General features: G+C 68.7%; 13 protein-coding genes. 10 read left to right on the forward strand and 3 right to left on the reverse strand.

Features of this window, described 5'->3' with window-relative positions; translation table 11 throughout:
• Positions 1 to 102 precede the first annotated feature (102 nt).
• The 3 genes from pgi (at position 103) to mutL (ending at position 5382) form a co-directional block, all read left to right on the forward strand.
• Positions 103 to 1800 carry a glucose-6-phosphate isomerase gene (pgi, locus tag FBZ89_RS21770; RefSeq protein WP_246172434.1) on the forward strand — a complete coding sequence of 566 codons (1698 nt, stop codon included), beginning with the start codon at positions 103 to 105 and terminating at the stop codon, positions 1798 to 1800.
• Positions 1801 to 2015: 215 nt separating this feature from the next.
• Entirely contained in the window at positions 2016 to 3311 is a 1296-nt protein-coding gene (locus FBZ89_RS21775) for a pentapeptide repeat-containing protein (RefSeq protein ID WP_246172436.1), read from the forward strand.
• Positions 3312 to 3429: 118 nt separating this feature from the next.
• Positions 3430 to 5382: a DNA mismatch repair endonuclease MutL gene (mutL, locus tag FBZ89_RS21780; RefSeq protein ID WP_145752123.1), complete on the forward strand. Its 1953-nt coding sequence runs from the start codon at positions 3430 to 3432 to the stop codon at positions 5380 to 5382.
• Positions 5383 to 5591: 209 nt separating this feature from the next.
• Here the strand turns inward: mutL and FBZ89_RS21785 are convergent, their stop codons facing one another.
• Both FBZ89_RS21785 and apbC read right to left on the reverse strand, forming a co-directional pair.
• Positions 5592 to 5885 carry a hypothetical protein gene (locus FBZ89_RS21785; protein ID WP_145613266.1) on the reverse strand — a complete coding sequence of 98 codons (294 nt, stop codon included), beginning with the start codon at positions 5883 to 5885 and terminating at the stop codon, positions 5592 to 5594.
• 175 nt (positions 5886 to 6060) lie between these two features.
• Positions 6061 to 7194 carry an iron-sulfur cluster carrier protein ApbC gene (gene apbC / locus FBZ89_RS21790; protein WP_145752203.1) on the reverse strand — a complete coding sequence of 378 codons (1134 nt, stop codon included), beginning with the start codon at positions 7192 to 7194 and terminating at the stop codon, positions 6061 to 6063.
• Between the two features lie 463 nt (positions 7195 to 7657).
• Between apbC and hflK the strand changes: the two genes are divergently transcribed.
• The 4 genes from hflK (at position 7658) to FBZ89_RS21810 (ending at position 11660) form a co-directional block, all read left to right on the forward strand.
• Positions 7658 to 8764: an FtsH protease activity modulator HflK gene (gene hflK / locus FBZ89_RS21795; protein ID WP_281292038.1), complete on the forward strand. Its 1107-nt coding sequence runs from the start codon at positions 7658 to 7660 to the stop codon at positions 8762 to 8764.
• A gap of 13 nt (positions 8765 to 8777) precedes the next feature.
• Positions 8778 to 9680 carry a protease modulator HflC gene (gene hflC / locus FBZ89_RS21800; RefSeq protein WP_145752125.1) on the forward strand — a complete coding sequence of 301 codons (903 nt, stop codon included), beginning with the start codon at positions 8778 to 8780 and terminating at the stop codon, positions 9678 to 9680.
• Positions 9681 to 9730: 50 nt separating this feature from the next.
• Positions 9731 to 9904, forward strand: coding sequence for a DUF2065 domain-containing protein (locus tag FBZ89_RS21805; protein WP_145752127.1), 174 nt, complete (start codon positions 9731 to 9733; stop codon positions 9902 to 9904).
• A 196-nt stretch (positions 9905 to 10100) separates the two neighbouring features.
• Entirely contained in the window at positions 10101 to 11660 is a 1560-nt protein-coding gene (locus FBZ89_RS21810) for a DegQ family serine endoprotease (RefSeq protein ID WP_145752128.1), read from the forward strand.
• Positions 11661 to 11674: 14 nt separating this feature from the next.
• On the opposite strand, the gene serB is transcribed toward FBZ89_RS21810, so the two are convergent.
• Entirely contained in the window at positions 11675 to 12595 is a 921-nt protein-coding gene (gene serB, locus FBZ89_RS21815) for a phosphoserine phosphatase SerB (protein WP_145752130.1), read from the reverse strand.
• A 153-nt stretch (positions 12596 to 12748) separates the two neighbouring features.
• On the opposite strand from serB, the gene miaA reads away from it, so the two are divergent.
• The 3 genes from miaA (at position 12749) to ilvN (ending at position 16172) form a co-directional block, all read left to right on the forward strand.
• Positions 12749 to 13684 (forward strand): tRNA (adenosine(37)-N6)-dimethylallyltransferase MiaA, encoded by a 936-nt coding sequence (gene miaA / locus FBZ89_RS21820; protein ID WP_246172438.1) that lies wholly within the window; start codon positions 12749 to 12751, stop codon positions 13682 to 13684.
• Positions 13685 to 13813: 129 nt separating this feature from the next.
• On the forward strand, positions 13814 to 15589 hold the full coding sequence (locus FBZ89_RS21825; RefSeq protein WP_145752133.1) for an acetolactate synthase 3 large subunit: 1776 nt from the start codon (positions 13814 to 13816) through the stop codon (positions 15587 to 15589).
• A gap of 55 nt (positions 15590 to 15644) precedes the next feature.
• Positions 15645 to 16172, forward strand: a complete 528-nt coding sequence (gene ilvN / locus FBZ89_RS21830) for an acetolactate synthase small subunit (protein ID WP_145752135.1) — start codon at positions 15645 to 15647, stop codon at positions 16170 to 16172.
• Positions 16173 to 16248: the final 76 nt, after the last annotated feature.

The raw sequence follows: 16248 nt of genomic DNA on the forward strand, positions 1-16248 counted from the left end.
GAAACGCTGCTTAACCATCCGCAGCCGTGTTACACCCCTGGGGCTTTCCAGGGGCGGGATAATGGGATCCGGGCGCCCCTGGCCACAGGTCAGGAGAGAACGATGTCCGCCACGCAGACCCCCACCCAGGACGCGACCCCCCAAGACCCGACCCTCGTGGACACTCCTCTGGTTGAGACACCCGCCTGGCGGGCGCTGGCCCGGCACCGCCAGGCGCTGGACGGCGTGCACATGCGCGACCTGTTCGCCGCCGATCCCGAGCGGTTCGACAAATACTCCCTGAAGCTGGGCACCCTGCTGCTGGACTATTCCAAGAACCGGCTGACCGATGAGACGCTGCCCCTGCTGCTGGACTTCGCCCGCGCCCGTGACCTGGAAGGCTGGCGCGAAGCCATGTTCGCGGGTGCCGCCATCAACCTGACGGAAGGTCGCGCCGTGCTGCACACCGCGTTGCGCCAGCCCAAGGGCGCCACGGTGCTGGTCGATGGCCGCAACGTGGTGCCGGACGTGCACGCCGTGCTGGACCGCATGGGCGCCTTCGCCACCGCCGTCCGGGATGGCGAATGGCGCGGCTGGACCGGCCAGCCCATCACCGACATCGTCAACATCGGCATCGGCGGGTCCGACCTGGGCCCCGTCATGGTGACCCAGGCGCTGACCCCCTATCATCACCCGCATCTGCAGGCCCATTTCGTCTCCAACGTCGATGGCACCCACATCGCGGAAGTGCTGAAGAAGGTGGATGCGGAGACGACGCTGTTCATCATCGCCTCCAAGACCTTCACCACGCAGGAGACGCTGGCCAATGCCCATACGGCGCGCGGCTGGCTGCTGGCCCAAGGGGCGCCGGCCGAGGCGGTGGCCAAGCACTTCGTGGCCGTGTCGACCAACGCCAAGGAGGTGGCGGCCTTCGGCATCGACACCGACAACATGTTCGGCTTCTGGGACTGGGTGGGCGGCCGCTACAGCCTGTGGTCGGCCATCGGCCTGCCGATAATGCTGATGGTCGGCCCCGACCGCTTCGCCGAGTTGCTGGCCGGCGCCCACGCGATGGACGAGCATTTCCGCACCGCCCCCCTGGCCGCCAACATGCCCGTGTTGCTGGGCCTGATCGGCCTGTGGTACGTGAACTTCTGGGATGCCCAGTCCTACGCCGTGCTGCCCTATGACCAGTACCTGGCCCGCCTGCCGGCCTACCTGCAGCAGGCGGATATGGAGAGCAACGGCAAGGGTGTGGACCGCGACGGCCGCCCGGTGGACTATTCCACGGGTCCGGCGCTGTTCGGGGAGCCCGGCACCAACGGCCAGCACGCCTTCTACCAGCTGATCCACCAGGGCACGCCGCTGATCCCGGCCGACTTCCTGGCGCCCATCGAGACGCAGAACCCGGTGGGCCGCCACCACACCCTGCTGCTGGCCAACTTCCTGGCCCAGACCGAAGCCCTGCTGCTGGGCAAGACCGAGGACGAGGCGCGGGCCGAGCTGGCCGGCCAGGGCCTGGATGGTGATGAGCTGGAGGCCTTGGTGCCGCACAAGGTGTTCACGGGCAACCGTCCGACCAACACCCTGCTGTTCCAGAAGCTGGACCCGCACACCCTGGGCATGCTGATCGCGTTGTATGAGCACAAGATTTTCGTGCAGGGCATCCTGTGGAACTTGAACTCCTTCGACCAATGGGGGGTGGAGCTGGGCAAGCAGCTGGCCAAGGCCATCCTGCCGGAGCTGGAGGGTGGGTCCCGCCGCGGCCACGACTGCTCCACCGCCGGCCTCATCCGCGTGGTGCGCGAGGGCCTGCGCTGACCGCCGCGTCGGGAAGGCCGGACGTCCCCCCGGGCACGGCCCTTGGGGGCGGCCGGCTTTTCCCCGTGACGGCTTTTTTCCTACGGGCGTAAGCTTGCCGATAGACGGCGGCGTATCCAGACTCCCTGGTATCGTCCGCCGGCAAGGTTGATGACATGGAAAGCGGCACGCGTGGCCTTGGTGGAACCGGCTCCGAACGACCGGGGACGACGCGCTTGACCCAGGAACAGCTGGACCTGGTGCTGAAGCGCCACGCCATGTTCCGTAACGCCAAGGTGGGTGGGGCCCGTGCCGTGCTGGCCCGTATGGACCTGTCCGGCCTCACCATGGCCGGCCGCGACCTCAGCCATGCCGACTTCACCCACGCCATCCTGCGCGATGTCGACCTCAGCGGCGCCCTGTTGGAATGCGCCACGCTGTTCGTCACCGACCTGCGCGGCGCCAATTTGCGCAACGCCCGGCTGGTGAAGGCCGATCTGCGCGGCGCCTGCCTGCGCGGTGCCGACCTGTCGGGGGCCGACCTGTTCGATGCCGACCTGCGCGACGGCACCCTGGCCGCCCGCGCCCGCGACGGCAGCCTGCAGATCATGAGCGTGGACCCCACCAATGCCGACCTGGCCGAGGCCAATTTGCGCGGGTCCAACCTGACCAATGCCAAGCTGTCGGGCTCGGTCGCCATGCACACCGACTTCACCGACGCCATCATGCGCAATGCCAAGCTGGTGCGCGCCAACCTGCGCCACGCCAAACTGGACGGCACCAACCTGGAGGGGGCGGACCTGTCGGGCGCCGACGTACGCGGCGCCAGCCTGCGCGGCGCCGTGCTGATCGGCACTGTCATGAACCTGACGGAGCTGGGCGGCGCCGACATGACCGGCGTGCTGACGGAAAAGCCGCACGGGCGCCCTGCGGCGGAACTGGGCCGATCCATGGCCGAGCTGCTGAACCTGCACGCCACCTGGGTGTGCACGGCGGCCAAGGAGGGCATGGCCCTGGACTTGAGCGGTGTGGACCTGCGTGGGTCCGGCATCCTGTCGCGGGCCATGCTGACGCGGGGCGTGGGTCGCGGCGCGGTGTTCTACGGCATGGACCTGACCGGCATCCAGATGCAGGTGGGCCAGTTCGACAACGCCGACTTTCGCACCGCCATCCTGGCCGAGGCCGACTTGCGCGGCGGCAGCTTCCAGGGCGCCAACTTCAACGCCGCCAACCTGCGCCACGCCACGCTCGACTATCTGCAGATCGATGCCGAGCGGTATGTCCGCACCAACCTGACCGGCGCCGTGCTGCGCAACGCCGACCTCGGCGGCGCCCGCCTGCGCCGCATCCGCCTGGCCCAGGCCGACCTCAGCCACGCCGATCTGCGCGGCGCCGACCTGCGCGAGGCGGACTTGCGCGGCGCCAACCTCAGCGGCGCCTTGGTGCGGGAGGAGCAGATGCGGGCGGTGGACTTCACCGGCGCCCGCGGCCTACCCCGCACCTGGCATGTGCGCTATGTGGCGGATGATTGAGCGCCGCCGGCTGTTGAGTTTTCTAGGCCGCGACAGCGGCCGCCCGGCGATTGAGGGACGGAACCAGTGACCGCGCGCATTGCCCGCCGGCCCGGCGCCCCGCTACAATGCCGCCATCATGCCCATTCGCCTTCTGCCTGAGACCCTGGTCAACCGCATCGCCGCCGGCGAGGTGGTGGAGCGTCCCGCCGCCGCCGTGAAGGAGCTGGTGGAGAACGCGCTGGACGCCGGCGCGCGGCGCATCGACGTCACCCTGCGCGACGGCGGCAAGGCGCTGATCCAGGTGGTGGACGATGGCGGCGGCATGACGGCCGACGAGCTGTCGCTGGCGGTGGAGCGCCACGCCACCTCGAAACTGCCGGGCGACGACCTGCTGAACATCCATACCCTGGGCTTCCGGGGGGAGGCGCTGCCCTCCATCGGCGCCGTCAGCCGCCTGACCATCACCAGCCGCCAGCCGGGCAGCGACAGCGCCTGGGCCCTGACGGTGGAGGGCGGGGCCAAGGGCCGGCCGGTGCCGGCGGCCCATCCCGTGGGCACCCGCATCGAGGTCCGCGACCTGTTCTACGCCACGCCGGCGCGCCTGAAATTCCTGAAGACCACGCGGACGGAGACGGACCACGCCGTCGATGTGGTGCAGCGCCTGGCCATGGCCCATCCCGAGGTCGCCTTCACCGTGGCGGACGAGGGGCGCACGCCCCTGCGCCTGCCGGTACAGACCGGTACCCTGCCATCGGGTGTTTTGGGGGGCGAGGACCCGTTGCTGGCCCGCCTGGGCGCCATCATGGGGCGGGAGTTCCAGGAGAACGCCCTGCCCATCGATGCTCGGCGCGAGGGCGTGCGGCTGTATGGCCATATCGGCCTGCCCACCCTGAACAAGAACACCGCCGCCGGCCAGTACCTGTTCGTGAACGGCCGGCCGGTGCGCGACAAGCTGCTGCTGGGCGCCGTGCGCGGCGCTTACGCCGACTTCCTGGCCCGCGACCGCCACCCCCTGCTGGCCCTGTTCCTGGACATCCCCTGCGAGGACGTGGACGTCAACGTCCACCCGGCCAAGACGGAGGTGCGCTTCCGCGACCAGGGCCTGGTGCGCGGCCTGATCGTGGGCGCGCTGAAGCATGCGCTGGCCGGTGCCGGCCACCGCGCCTCCACCACCGTGGGCCAGGCGGCCTTGGCCAGCTTCCGCGCCGATGGCGCCCGGCCCATCCCCCAGACCGCCTTCCAGTGGCAGCCCCAGCCCCATGCCGGTGGCGGCACCTGGCCCGGCATCACCCGGCCGACGGCGGGCCAGGTCGAGGCCGCGCGCGCCTTCCAGGCGCCGGTGGCGGCCTGGGAAGGGCCAAGGGGGGAGGGGCCCACGCCGGCCACCGCTCCCTTCGCCTTGGCTGAGGCGCCCGCTTATGCCGACGCCGCGCCCAACCCCCTTTCGTCGGGCATGGCGGCGGCGGTGGCCGCTATGGCCCAGACCGGCGCGGACGACGTGCCCGACTTTCCCCTGGGCATCGCCCGCGCCCAGGTGCACCAGACCTACATCGTCTCGCAGACCCGGGACGGCATGGTCATCGTCGACCAGCACGCCGCGCATGAGCGCCTGGTCTATGAGCGCATCAAGCAGTCCATGGTGGCCCAGGGCGTGAAGCGGCAGATGCTGCTGATCCCCGAGGTGGTGGAGCTGGAGGAGGCCGCCGCCGCCCGCCTGGCCGAACGCTCCGATGAACTGGCGGAGCTGGGCCTCTGCCTGGAATCCTTCGGCACCGGCGCCGTGGTGGTGCGGGAGATACCGGCGCTGCTGGGCGCCAAGGCCGACATCAAGGCCCTGGTCACCGACATCGCCGATGAGTTGGCGGAACTGGGCGACCAGCACGCGCTGAAGGAACGGCTTGAGGAGGTGTGCTCCTCCATGGCCTGCCACGGCTCCGTCCGCGCCGGCCGGGTGTTGACGCTGGGCGAGATGGACGCACTGCTGCGCGAGATGGAGGCCACGCCCCACAGCGGCCAATGCAACCACGGCCGTCCCACCTATGTGGAGCTGAAGCTGGCGGACATCGAGCGGCTGTTCGGCCGGCGCTGACGGTGGCGCCGAGCCTGCTCCAAAACAGTCTCGTCAAACGACAACGCCCGGAAGGATGACCTTCCGGGCGTTTCGCCTCGACCCCGGTTACGGGCCGCACACTGCTTGGTGTTTCCTCTATCCCTGTTCGCCCGTCCGGTGTTTTCCCGGATTTGCGGGCGGCACTCTCACTGGAACGGCCCGTCAGGCCCGTTCAAATTCTAAACCGGTCAGCGCAATTCCCAGGCGAACTCAACCTTCACCGGGGCACCGGCGACGCTGGCGATGGGGTTCTGGCGCAGCCAGTTGAAGAAATCATCGAAGGGCAGGGCGGGACGCGCCACCACCCGGCGGCCGGACAGGCCGGTCGCCCGTTCGGACAGGGTACGGGTCACCTGTTCATACGCCACTTCCGGGACGCCATGGGATACCGCGATGGCACCCGTGGCCGGATCCTCCACCTGGAAGGAGTGGGCCCCGTTCCGGAACGCATACGCAACCTGAACCGTATCAACCCGACGCATGATTTCCACTCAGCTCCGCAAAACGGAACTTTATGTATCATGAGGGCGTGACATTGGAAAGGAAAAAACAGCGGACACCAAAATGACGCAACAGAACGTCTTTTTCGCATTCCGTACGCCATGCTGCGACCGCGTCCCGCTGTTTTTCCAAGGGTTTACCTATGGACTGATAGATTTATTCGATCACGAAGCGGGGGGCCGCACGGCCGCCGCCGGCCTTGATCTTCTCCGCCACACGCGCGGCGATGGCGCGATAGGTCTGGGCGTGCACGCCGTCCGGCTGCTGGATGGTGATGGGCGTGCCGGCGTCGCTGGTCTCGCGGATGGCGATGTCCAGCGGCACCTCGCCCAGGAAATCGATGCCCAGCTTGTCGGCCTCGGCCCGCGCGCCGCCGTGGCTGAAGATGTCGCTGCGGTGGCCGCAGTTGGGGCAGCAGAAATAGCTCATGTTCTCGATGATGCCCAGGACGGGCACGTCCACCCGGCGGAACATGTTCAGGCCCTTGCGCGCGTCCAGCAGGGCGATGTCCTGCGGGGTGGAGACGATGACGGCGCCGGCCAGCGGCACGCTTTGCGCCATGGTCAGCTGGGCGTCGCCCGTGCCCGGCGGCATGTCGACCACCAGCACGTCCAGCTCGCCCCAGTTCACGTCGCGCAGCATCTGGGTCAGGGCGCTCATCACCATGGGGCCGCGCCAGATCATGGGCGTGTCCTCGGCCACCAGGAAGCCCATGGACATGACCTTGACGCCGTAGTTGACCAGCGGGTCCAGGCGCTTGCCGTCGGCGCTGTCCGGCTTGCCGCTGAGGCCCATCATGCGCGGCATGGAGGGGCCATAGATGTCGGCGTCCAGCAGGCCCACCTTCAGGCCGTTGGCGGCCATGGCCAGCGCCAGGTTGGTGGAGGTGGTGGACTTGCCCACGCCCCCCTTGCCCGAGGCGACGGCGATGATGGCGGCCACGCCGGGCACCCCGGCCTTGGCGGGCTTGCCGGCACCAGGCGCGCCCGTGCCCGGGGTACCAGTGCCGGGGGCCCCGCCGCTGACGGCCTTGGGCGCGGGGCGGTGGGCGGTCAGCACCGCCGTCACCGACAGCACGCCGGCCAGGCGGTCCACCGCCTTCTCCGCCGCCTGGCGCAGCGGCTCCAGGGCGGCACCGCGCGCCGGATCGACCTCCAGGGTGAAATGGACATGGCCGTCCTTCACCGCGACGCCGGAGACCATCTTGAGGCTGACGATGTCAGACCCGCGATCGGGGTCCGCCACCTGCCGGAGGGCCTCCAACACCTGGGACTCGGTAACCGCCATGATCAAACGCCTTCATCTTGTAAAGTGGGGGGCGGGGGGTCATATCGCCCGTGTCGGGCTTCCCTGCGAACGCCCGACTATATACGGTGCCGCCGAAATGGGGGGAAGCCCGGGGGAGAGATGGCCGCCATGGTGGCCGTGAGGCCGCCGTCGCCCTCTGTCTAGGGTGCCCTTCATATAGGGTATCGGTTGCCGAATAATCAGATCTCTCAAACAGATCTTGTGGGAAGCGGGAAAGGCGAACATGCCCTGGTCCAATCAAGGGTCGAACGGCGGCAACAACGGATCGGGGGATGATCCCGGCAAGGACGTCCCCAAGGACAAATCCTCGAACAGGCCCGCATCGGGCGGATCTGCGCCCCATAACCCTTGGGGCCAGAGCGAGGGCATCGCCGGCAGCTCATCGTCATCCAAATCATCCGCCGGTAAGCCCGGCTCCCGCCCTCAACCGGGGCTGGAGGATGCCGTGCGCCAGAGCGGTGAGCGCTTGCGCGTCCTGCTGGGCGGCGGGGGGCGGAACGGCGCCGGTGGTCCCGGCGGGAACGGCCGGCCGCGCGGCGGGGCGCCGTCGGGCGCGCCCTTCAACCTGGGCGGCTGGAGCACCGGCCGCGTCATCGGCGTGGGCGTGGCGGCGGTGGCTGTCCTGTGGCTGGCCACGGGCGTCTACCGCGTGGCGGCGGATGAGCAGGGCGTGGTCCTGCGCTTCGGCAAGCCGGTGCGGGTGGAACAGCCGGGACTGCGCTATCACCTGCCGGCGCCCATCGAGCAGGTGCTGCTGCCCCAGGTCACCCGCGTCAACCGCATCGAGATCGGGTATCGCAGCCAGGGCGACGGCCGGCGCAGCGTCAGCGACCGCGACGTGGCCGACGAAAGCACCATGCTGACCGGCGACGAGAATATCGTCGATATCGACTTCGCCGTGTTCTGGGTCATCAAGGACCCGGCCAAGTTCCTGTTCAACATCCGTGAGCCGGAAGAGACGGTGAAGAAGGTGGCGGAGAGCGCCATGCGCGAGATCATCGGCCGCACCGAGATCCAGCCCGCCCTGACCGACGCCCGCCAGCGCATCGAAAACGACAGCCGCCAGCTGCTGCAGACCATCCTGGACCAGTACCAGGCCGGCATCGAGATCACCCAGGTGCAGTTGCAGCGGGTGGAGCCGCCGCCGGCGGTGGTCGAGGCCTTCAACGACGTGCAGCGCGCCCGCCAGGACCGCGAACGCCTGCGCAACGAGGCGGAAACCTATCGCAACGACATCATCCCCCGCGCCCGTGGCGACGCGGAACGCCTGAACCAGGAGGCGCAGGCCTATCGCGACCAGGTGGTCGATCTGGCCCAGGGTGACGCCAAGCGCTTCCAGCAGGTGCTGGAGGCCTATGCCCAGGCCCCCGACGCCGCCAGCCGGCGCCTGTACATCGAGACCATGGAGCAGATCCTGAAGGGCACCCACAAGATCCTGCTGGACGACAAGGCCGGCGGGGGTGCCGTGCCCTATCTGCCCCTGAACGACATGCTGAAGACGCCCACGCACCCCGCCACGCCGCCGGCATCCCCGGCGCAGGCCGGCCAGTAAGGGGGACCGCATCATGGAAAAGCGTTGGATCCTTCCCCTGGGCCTGCTGGTGCTGGCCGCCATCCTGCTGCAGGGCAGCTTCTTCACCCTCAACCAGACGCAGCAGGCCCTGGTGCTGCAGTTCGGCGAGCCCAAGCGCGTGATTCGCGAGCCCGGCTTGTGGGTCAAGATTCCCTTCGTGCAGAACGTGGTGGTGCTGGACCGCCGCGTGCTGGACATCGACCCGCCGGTGGAAAGCGCAATCCTGGCCGACCAGAAGCGGCTGGAGGTGGACGCCTACGCCCGCTACCGCATAGCCGATCCGCTGATGTTCTTCCAGACCCTGGGCAACGAGCAGCAGGCCCGCCTGCGCCTGTCGGTCATCGTGAATTCGGCCATGCGCCGCGTCCTGGGCAACGTCAACCTGCCGGCCGTGCTGTCGCAGGAGCGCGAGAAGGTCATGGCCGACATCAAGTCCCAGGTGAACCAGGAGGCGCAGCGCCTGGGCATCGAGATCGTGGACGTGCGCCTGCGCCGGGCCGACCTGCCGGAACAGACCAGTCAGGCGGTGTTCGCCCGCATGCGCTCCGAACGTGAGCGCGAGGCGGCGGAGGCCCGGGCCCAGGGCCAGGAACTGTCGCAGCAGATCAAGAGCCGCGCCGACCGCGACCGCACCGTGCTGCTGGCCGAGGCCCAGCGCCAGGCCCAGATCACCCGGGGCGAGGGCGACAACCAGGCGATTCGCATCATGAATGAGGCGATCAGCCGCAACCCCGAATTCTACAGCTTCTACCGCAGCCTCCAGGCCTACCGCGACACGCTGAAGCCCGACGACACCACCCTGGTGCTGTCTCCCGGCGCCGACTTCTTCAAGTACTTGGGCGCCAGTGGGGGCGCCAGTGGGGGCGCCGGCGATCATCGCCGCGCGGACAAGTAGGCGCGGGCCGTGCCCGAAAGAGCGGGGAGCCCAAGGTTTTGAATGACTTGATGACGGGCGCGGCGCTGGCACTGGTGCTGGAGGGCGTGTGTTATGCCCTCATGCCCGGGACCATGCGCCGGCTGGCGGGCCGCATGGCCGAGACGCCGGCGCACCGCCTGCGCTGGGCGGGGCTGGCGGGGGCGTGCATCGGCGTCGGCCTGGTGTGGCTGGCGCGCCGCTAAGGGGACCAATCGGCGGGCCGCCGCCCTATCCCCTTGCGATATCACAAGCCATTCCCCTTAACAGGCGCGACTTCACCCCCCTATAGTGGGGGCCCCAAAAACGGGAACCCGGAAAGGGAACCGTGTAACGGGAATATGGAATGATGACGGGCGGATGCCATCTTCAAGGCGTCCCCCTGCCAGGAGTGGCCCCACAGTGACGTCCCCCGCCTGCACAGCACCCTCGCCGACGGCCCCATCCCCCAAGAAGGAAGGGCTCCGCCGGTTCCCGGCCCTGCGCCGGTCACTGATGGTGCTGGGCGTCCTGCTGCTGCCCACGGCCTGCGGCGACCCCGCCCCCGCCCGGGCGGAACCGCCGCCCCACAGCTTCGCGCCCCTGGTGGAAAAGATGCTGCCGGCGGTGGTGAACATCTCCACCACCCAGGTGATGAAGGACAAGAAGCAGGGTCAGTTGCCCATGCCGGAGTTTCCGCCCGGCTCGCCCTTCGGCGACTTCTTCCGCGACTACCAGCAGCGGCAGAAGGAGAATGACCAGGGCGGTGGCGGTGATGACAAGGGCGGCGCCACCTCGCTGGGCTCCGGCTTCATCATCGACGCGTCGGGCTATGTGGTGACCAACAACCACGTCATCGAGGGCGCCGACGAGATCACGGTGCGCCTGCAGGACGACACCCAGATGAAGGCGACGCTGGTGGGGACCGACAAGGCCACCGATATCGCCCTGTTGAAGGTGGAACCGTCGTCCAAGCTGCCCGCCATGGTGTGGGGCAACAGCGACGCGCTGAAGGTGGGCGACTGGGTGGTGGCCATCGGCAACCCCTTCGGCCTGGGCGGCACGGTGACGGCGGGCATCATCTCCGCCCGCGGGCGCGACATCGGCGCCGGCAAGTATGACGACTTCCTGCAGACCGACGCCTCCATCAACCTGGGCAATTCCGGCGGCCCGCTGATCAACCTCAACGGCGAGGTCATCGGCATGAACACCGCCATCTTCTCCCCCGGGTCCAACGAGGGGGAGGCCGGGTCGGTCGGCATCGGCTTCGCCATCCCGGCGGTGGTGATCAAGAACGTGGTGCAGCAGTTGCGTGAGACCGGCAAGGTGCGGCGCGGCTGGCTGGGCGTGCAGATCCAGGACGTGACGCCCGACATCGCCGAAACCCTGAACCTGAAGCAGCAGCGCGGCGCCCTGGTGGCCGTGGTCAGCCCCGGCGGGCCGGGCGAGCAGGCCGGCCTGAAACAGGGCGACGTCATCGTCAGCATCGACGGCAAGGACGTCACCAACGGCCGGATGCTGCCCCGCATCGTGGCGGAGGAGCCGGTGGGCCACAAGGCGGCGCTGGTCGTGCTGCGCAAGGGCGGCAAGACCAACGTGACCGTGTCGCTGGGTGAGCTGAAAGAGGATACCGAGGGCGGGGCGGCGACCGCTGCCACCGGCAACGGGCCGGCCGAGGCCGAGGGCACCATCGACAGCGTCGGCCTGACCCTGGACGCGCTCAGCCCCAAAGTCCGGCAGAAGTTCAGCGTGCGCGACGACGCCCAGGGCGTCGCCGTGGTGCGCGTCGCCCCCAACAGCCCGGCCGCCAAGCGCGAGATCAAGGCCGGCGACCTGATCGTCGAGGTCGGCCAGGAAGAGGTCAGCACCCCCAATGACGTCGCCACCCGCGTGGCCAAGGCCAAGGACAATGGCCAGAAGGCGGTGCTGCTGCTGGTGGAACGGGCGGGCGACCTGCTGTTCGTGGCCCTGCCGCTGGAATAAGCCCGCGCCGGGCGTCAGCCGGCCACGATCTCGCTCTCGCGATAGCCCTGGGCATAGAGCAGGGCGGTGAGGTCGCCGTGGTCGACCTTGGCCCGCGCGGCTGCCGCCACCGCCGGCTTGGCGTGGAAGGCGATGCCCAGGCCGGCGGCCAGCAGCATGGGCAGGTCGTTGGCGCCGTCGCCCACGGTGACGGCGGCGGTCAGGGGCACGCGCCGCTGGGCGCAGATGCGGGTCAGGGCCGCGGCCTTGGAATCCTTGTCCAGGATGGGTTCCACCGGCTGGCCGGTCAGCTTGCCGTCCTGGATGACCAGGTCGTTGGCCTGATCTTCGTCAAAGCCCAGGATGCCGCGCACGTACGCGGTGAAGGGCTTGAAGCCGCCGGACACCAGGGCGCAGTAGGCGCCGTGCTTGCGCATGGTGGCGACCAGGGACCGGGCGCCCGGCATCAGGGTGACGATGCCCTTCAACTCATCGATCACGGCGGCGTCCATGCCGGCCAGCAGGGCCACGCGCTCGCGCAGGGCGCCCTTGAAGTCGATCTCGCCGTTCATGGCGCGGCGGGTGATTTCGGCGATGGTGTCGCGCCGGCCGATCAGGGCGCCCAGCTCGTCCAGCATCTCCTGGTGGATGATGGTCGATTCCATGTCGGCCACCAGCACGGCCTTGCGCCGGCCGGCCGCCTCCTGCGTGATGGCGTCCACCGGCTGGCCCAGCAGGGCCTGGGCGCAGGCAGCATTGGCCTGGTCGGGATGCAGGCCGGCGAAGGCGATGTCGCAGGCGCGGCCCGGCGCCAGCCAATCGGGGGTGCTGGTTTCCGCCCCCAGCGCCTGCAGGGCGGCGCGCGCCGCCCGGACCATGCTATCGTCCAGCGTCGCCGCCGCGGCCTCCGCCTCTGTCAGGGGGGCGCCGGCGATCAGGGTCACCACATGGGTCATGGCATGTCCGAAGGGTTTGAGGGGGCTTCCGCCGGTCTTGATACGGGGGGCGGGGCCGGCAGGCAAGACGCAGTGGGGCATCCGGCCCCTGCGATCCGTGCTGTTGCGGGTCCCGATGCCGCAACAAAGGAACCCAGGCAGGTCCCCAAGGCGGTGATCGTCATCGGCGGCCCCACCGCCTCGGGCAAGTCGCGGCTGGCCTTGGACTTGGGCGTCCGCCTGGGCGGCACCGTCATCAACGCCGACAGCATGCAGGTGTACCGGGGCCTGGCCCTGCTGACCGCCCAGCCCGGTCCGGATGATCTGTCCCAGGCGGTCCACCGCCTCTACGGCACCGTGCCGCCGTCGTTGCGCATGTCCGCCGCGCATTGGCGCGACCTGGCGCTGGCGGAGGTGCGGGCGGCGGAGCGGCCCATCCTGGTGGGCGGCACCGGCCTCTACCTGCGCACCCTCATGAGCGGCATCGCGGATATTCCCGCCATCGACGGCGCGGTGCGGGACCAGGCCAAGGCCCTGCATGCCAGGCTGGGCGGTCCGGCCTTCCACCAGGATTTGGCGGCCAGGGATCCGGAGGGGGCGGCTAAGCTGGCCCCCGGCGACACCCAGCGCCTGGTGCGGGCGTGGGAGGTGGTGGTGGGCACCGGCCGCACCCTGGGGGATTGGCAGCGGACGGCGGAGTTCACGGCGCCGGCCGACCTGGCCTTCCACACCATTGTGGTCGACCCGCCGCGTGACCGCCTCTACGCCAATGGCGATGCGCGCTTCCTGGCCATGATGGAGCGGGGGGCGTTGGACGAGGTGCGGGCCTTGCTGGATCTGGGCCTTGATCCCGACCTGCCGGCCATGAAGGCGCTGGGCGTGCCGGAGCTGGCGGCACATCTCGCCGGCGCGCTATCGTTGCAGGAGGCGGTGGCCTTGGCGCAGCGCCACACGCGCAATTACGCCAAGCGGCAGACCACTTGGTTCCGTCACCAAATGCCGGAAGCCCGCCGGGTTGATCCCGGTTTCAGTCAGACGCATACCGGTTATGAGAAATTAATCGAAAGTCTGCTGAGTGAAATCTTTGCGATAATTCGCAAAACCGGTTGACCCTGGGTATAGTTCCGTCTACGGTCCCGATCCGCCCGGCTTTCGCGTTTGCGAAGGGGGCTGGGGTATTCCCGAGCGGGTCCGGTGAGCGGGCCTGACGGGGTGACTGGAAACCAGGATTTTTGGGAAATGAGTGCTGCCACGAACGAGACCAGTCTGACCGGTGCCGACATCGTCCTGAAGGCGTTGCGGGACCAGGGCGTAGAGGTCATTTTCGGTTATCCGGGCGGTGCGGTACTTCCCATCTACGATGCGCTTTTCCAGCAGAACGACATCCGCCATATCCTGGTCCGCCATGAACAGGCGGCGCTGCACGCGGCTGAGGGCTATGCCCGGTCCACGGGCAAGGTCGGCGTCGTGCTGGTCACCAGCGGCCCCGGCGCCACCAACGCCGTCACCGGTCTGACCGACGCGCTGATGGACAGCATTCCCATCGTCTGCCTGTCCGGCCAGGTCGCCACGCACCTGATCGGCAACGACGCCTTCCAGGAATGCGACACCACGGGCATCACCCGTCCCTGCACCAAGCACAACTACCTGGTGAAGGACGTCAACAACCTGGCGCGCACCCTGCACGAGGCCTTCTATGTGGCCAAGAACGGCCGCCCGGGTCCCGTCGTCATCGACATCCCCAAGGATGTGCAGTTCGCGGAAGGGACCTACCGTTCCCCGGCCGACAGCATGCCCAAGAGCTATCGCCCGCAGGTGAAGCCGGACCTGAACCGGGTGGAAGAGGCCATCGACCTGCTGGCCAAGGCCAAGCGGCCCATCTTCTACGTCGGCGGCGGCGTCATCAATGCCGGCCCCGTGGCCAGCCAGCTGCTGACGCAGTTCGTGCGCATGACGGGCTATCCCTGCACCACCACCCTGATGGGCCTTGGTGCTTATCCCGCGTCAGATCGGCAGTGGCTGGGCATGCTGGGCATGCACGGCACGTACGAGGCGAACCTCGCCATGCACGGCTGCGACGTCATGGTCTGCATCGGCGCCCGCTTCGACGACCGCGTCACCGGCAAGGTCTCGGAATTCTCGCCGAATTCGGTCAAGATCCACGTCGACATCGACCCGTCCAGCATCAACAAGAACGTGCGCGTGGACGTGCCCATCGTCGGCGACGCCGCCCATGTGCTGGAAGACATGATCCGCATCTGGAAGGCGCGCGGCAAGCAGCCGGACAAGGCGGCCCTGGCGGAGTGGTGGGAGCAGATCGAGTTCTGGCGGGCGCGCGACTGCCTGCGCTATGACAAGACCCCCAAGATCATCAAGCCGCAGTACGCGCTGGAACGCCTGCGCGCCGCCATCTCCGGCCGTGACGATGTCTACATCACGACCGAGGTGGGCCAACACCAGATGTGGGCGGCGCAGTTCCTGCCCTTCGACAAGCCCAACCATTGGATGACCTCCGGCGGCCTCGGCACCATGGGTTATGGCCTGCCGGCGGCCATCGGCGCCCAGGTGGCCCACCCCGACGCCCTGTGCATCGACGTGGCGGGCGAGGCCAGCATCCTGATGAACATCCAGGAAATGGCGACCGCCCTGCAGTACCGCCTGCCGGTCAAGGTCTTCATCCTGAACAACCAGTACATGGGCATGGTCCGCCAGTGGCAGGAACTGCTGCATGGCGGCCGCTACTCGGAAAGCTATTCCGAGGCGTTGCCCGACTTCGTGAAGCTGGCCGACGCCTTCGGCGGCGTGGGCCTACGGGCGACCGAGGTCAGCCAGGTGGACGACGTCATCGCCGAGATGATCAAGGTGAAGCGCCCGGTCATCGTCGATATGTGCGTGGACCAGAAGGAAAACTGCTTCCCCATGATCCCCGGCGGCCGCGCCCACAACGAAATGCTGCTGGGCCCGGACGAGAAGGTGGAGAACGCGACGCCGGAGGACGGCATGGTGCTGGTATGAGCGCCATCCCTTCCATCGCCGCCACGCCCGCCACCCTGCCTGACCGGAGCCCATCTTGACCGCCCGTTACGCCCAATCCGCCCCCGCCATCGAACGGCACACCATCTCCATCCTGGTGGACAACGAGCCGGGCGTGCTGGCCCGCGTCATCGGCCTGTTCTCCGGCCGCGGCTACAACATCGAAAGCCTGACGGTGGCGGAGGTCGACCGCGACGCCACCCTGTCGCGCGTCACCATCGTCACCAGCGGCACGCCCATGATCATTGAGCAGATCAAGGCGCAGCTGGGCCGCCTGGTGCCGGTGCACCGGGTGCACGACCTGACGATGGAAGGCCCCTTCGTCGAGCGCGAGACGGCGCTGGTCAAGGTGGCCGGCACGGGTGAGAAGCGGGTGGAGGCCCTGCGCCTGGCCGATGTGTTCAAGGCGCGGGTGGTGGATGCCACCATCACCAGCTTCGTCTTCGAGATCACGGGGCAGGGCGAGGAGCTGGACCGCTTCATCGGCCTGATGGCGGAACTGGGCCTGGTGGGCGTGTCGCGCACCGGCGTGGTGGCCATGTCCCGTGGCCCCGGCGGCATCTGACCGGTTTTTTCCAAACCGCTTTTCCCGGGGGACCGGGACGGCGACAATCCATGAGAGCGCGCCCCCAAGGATTGGC

Origin of the sequence: Nitrospirillum amazonense (assembly GCF_007828045.1) — a bacterium.
Lineage (GTDB): Bacteria > Pseudomonadota > Alphaproteobacteria > Azospirillales > Azospirillaceae > Nitrospirillum > Nitrospirillum amazonense_C.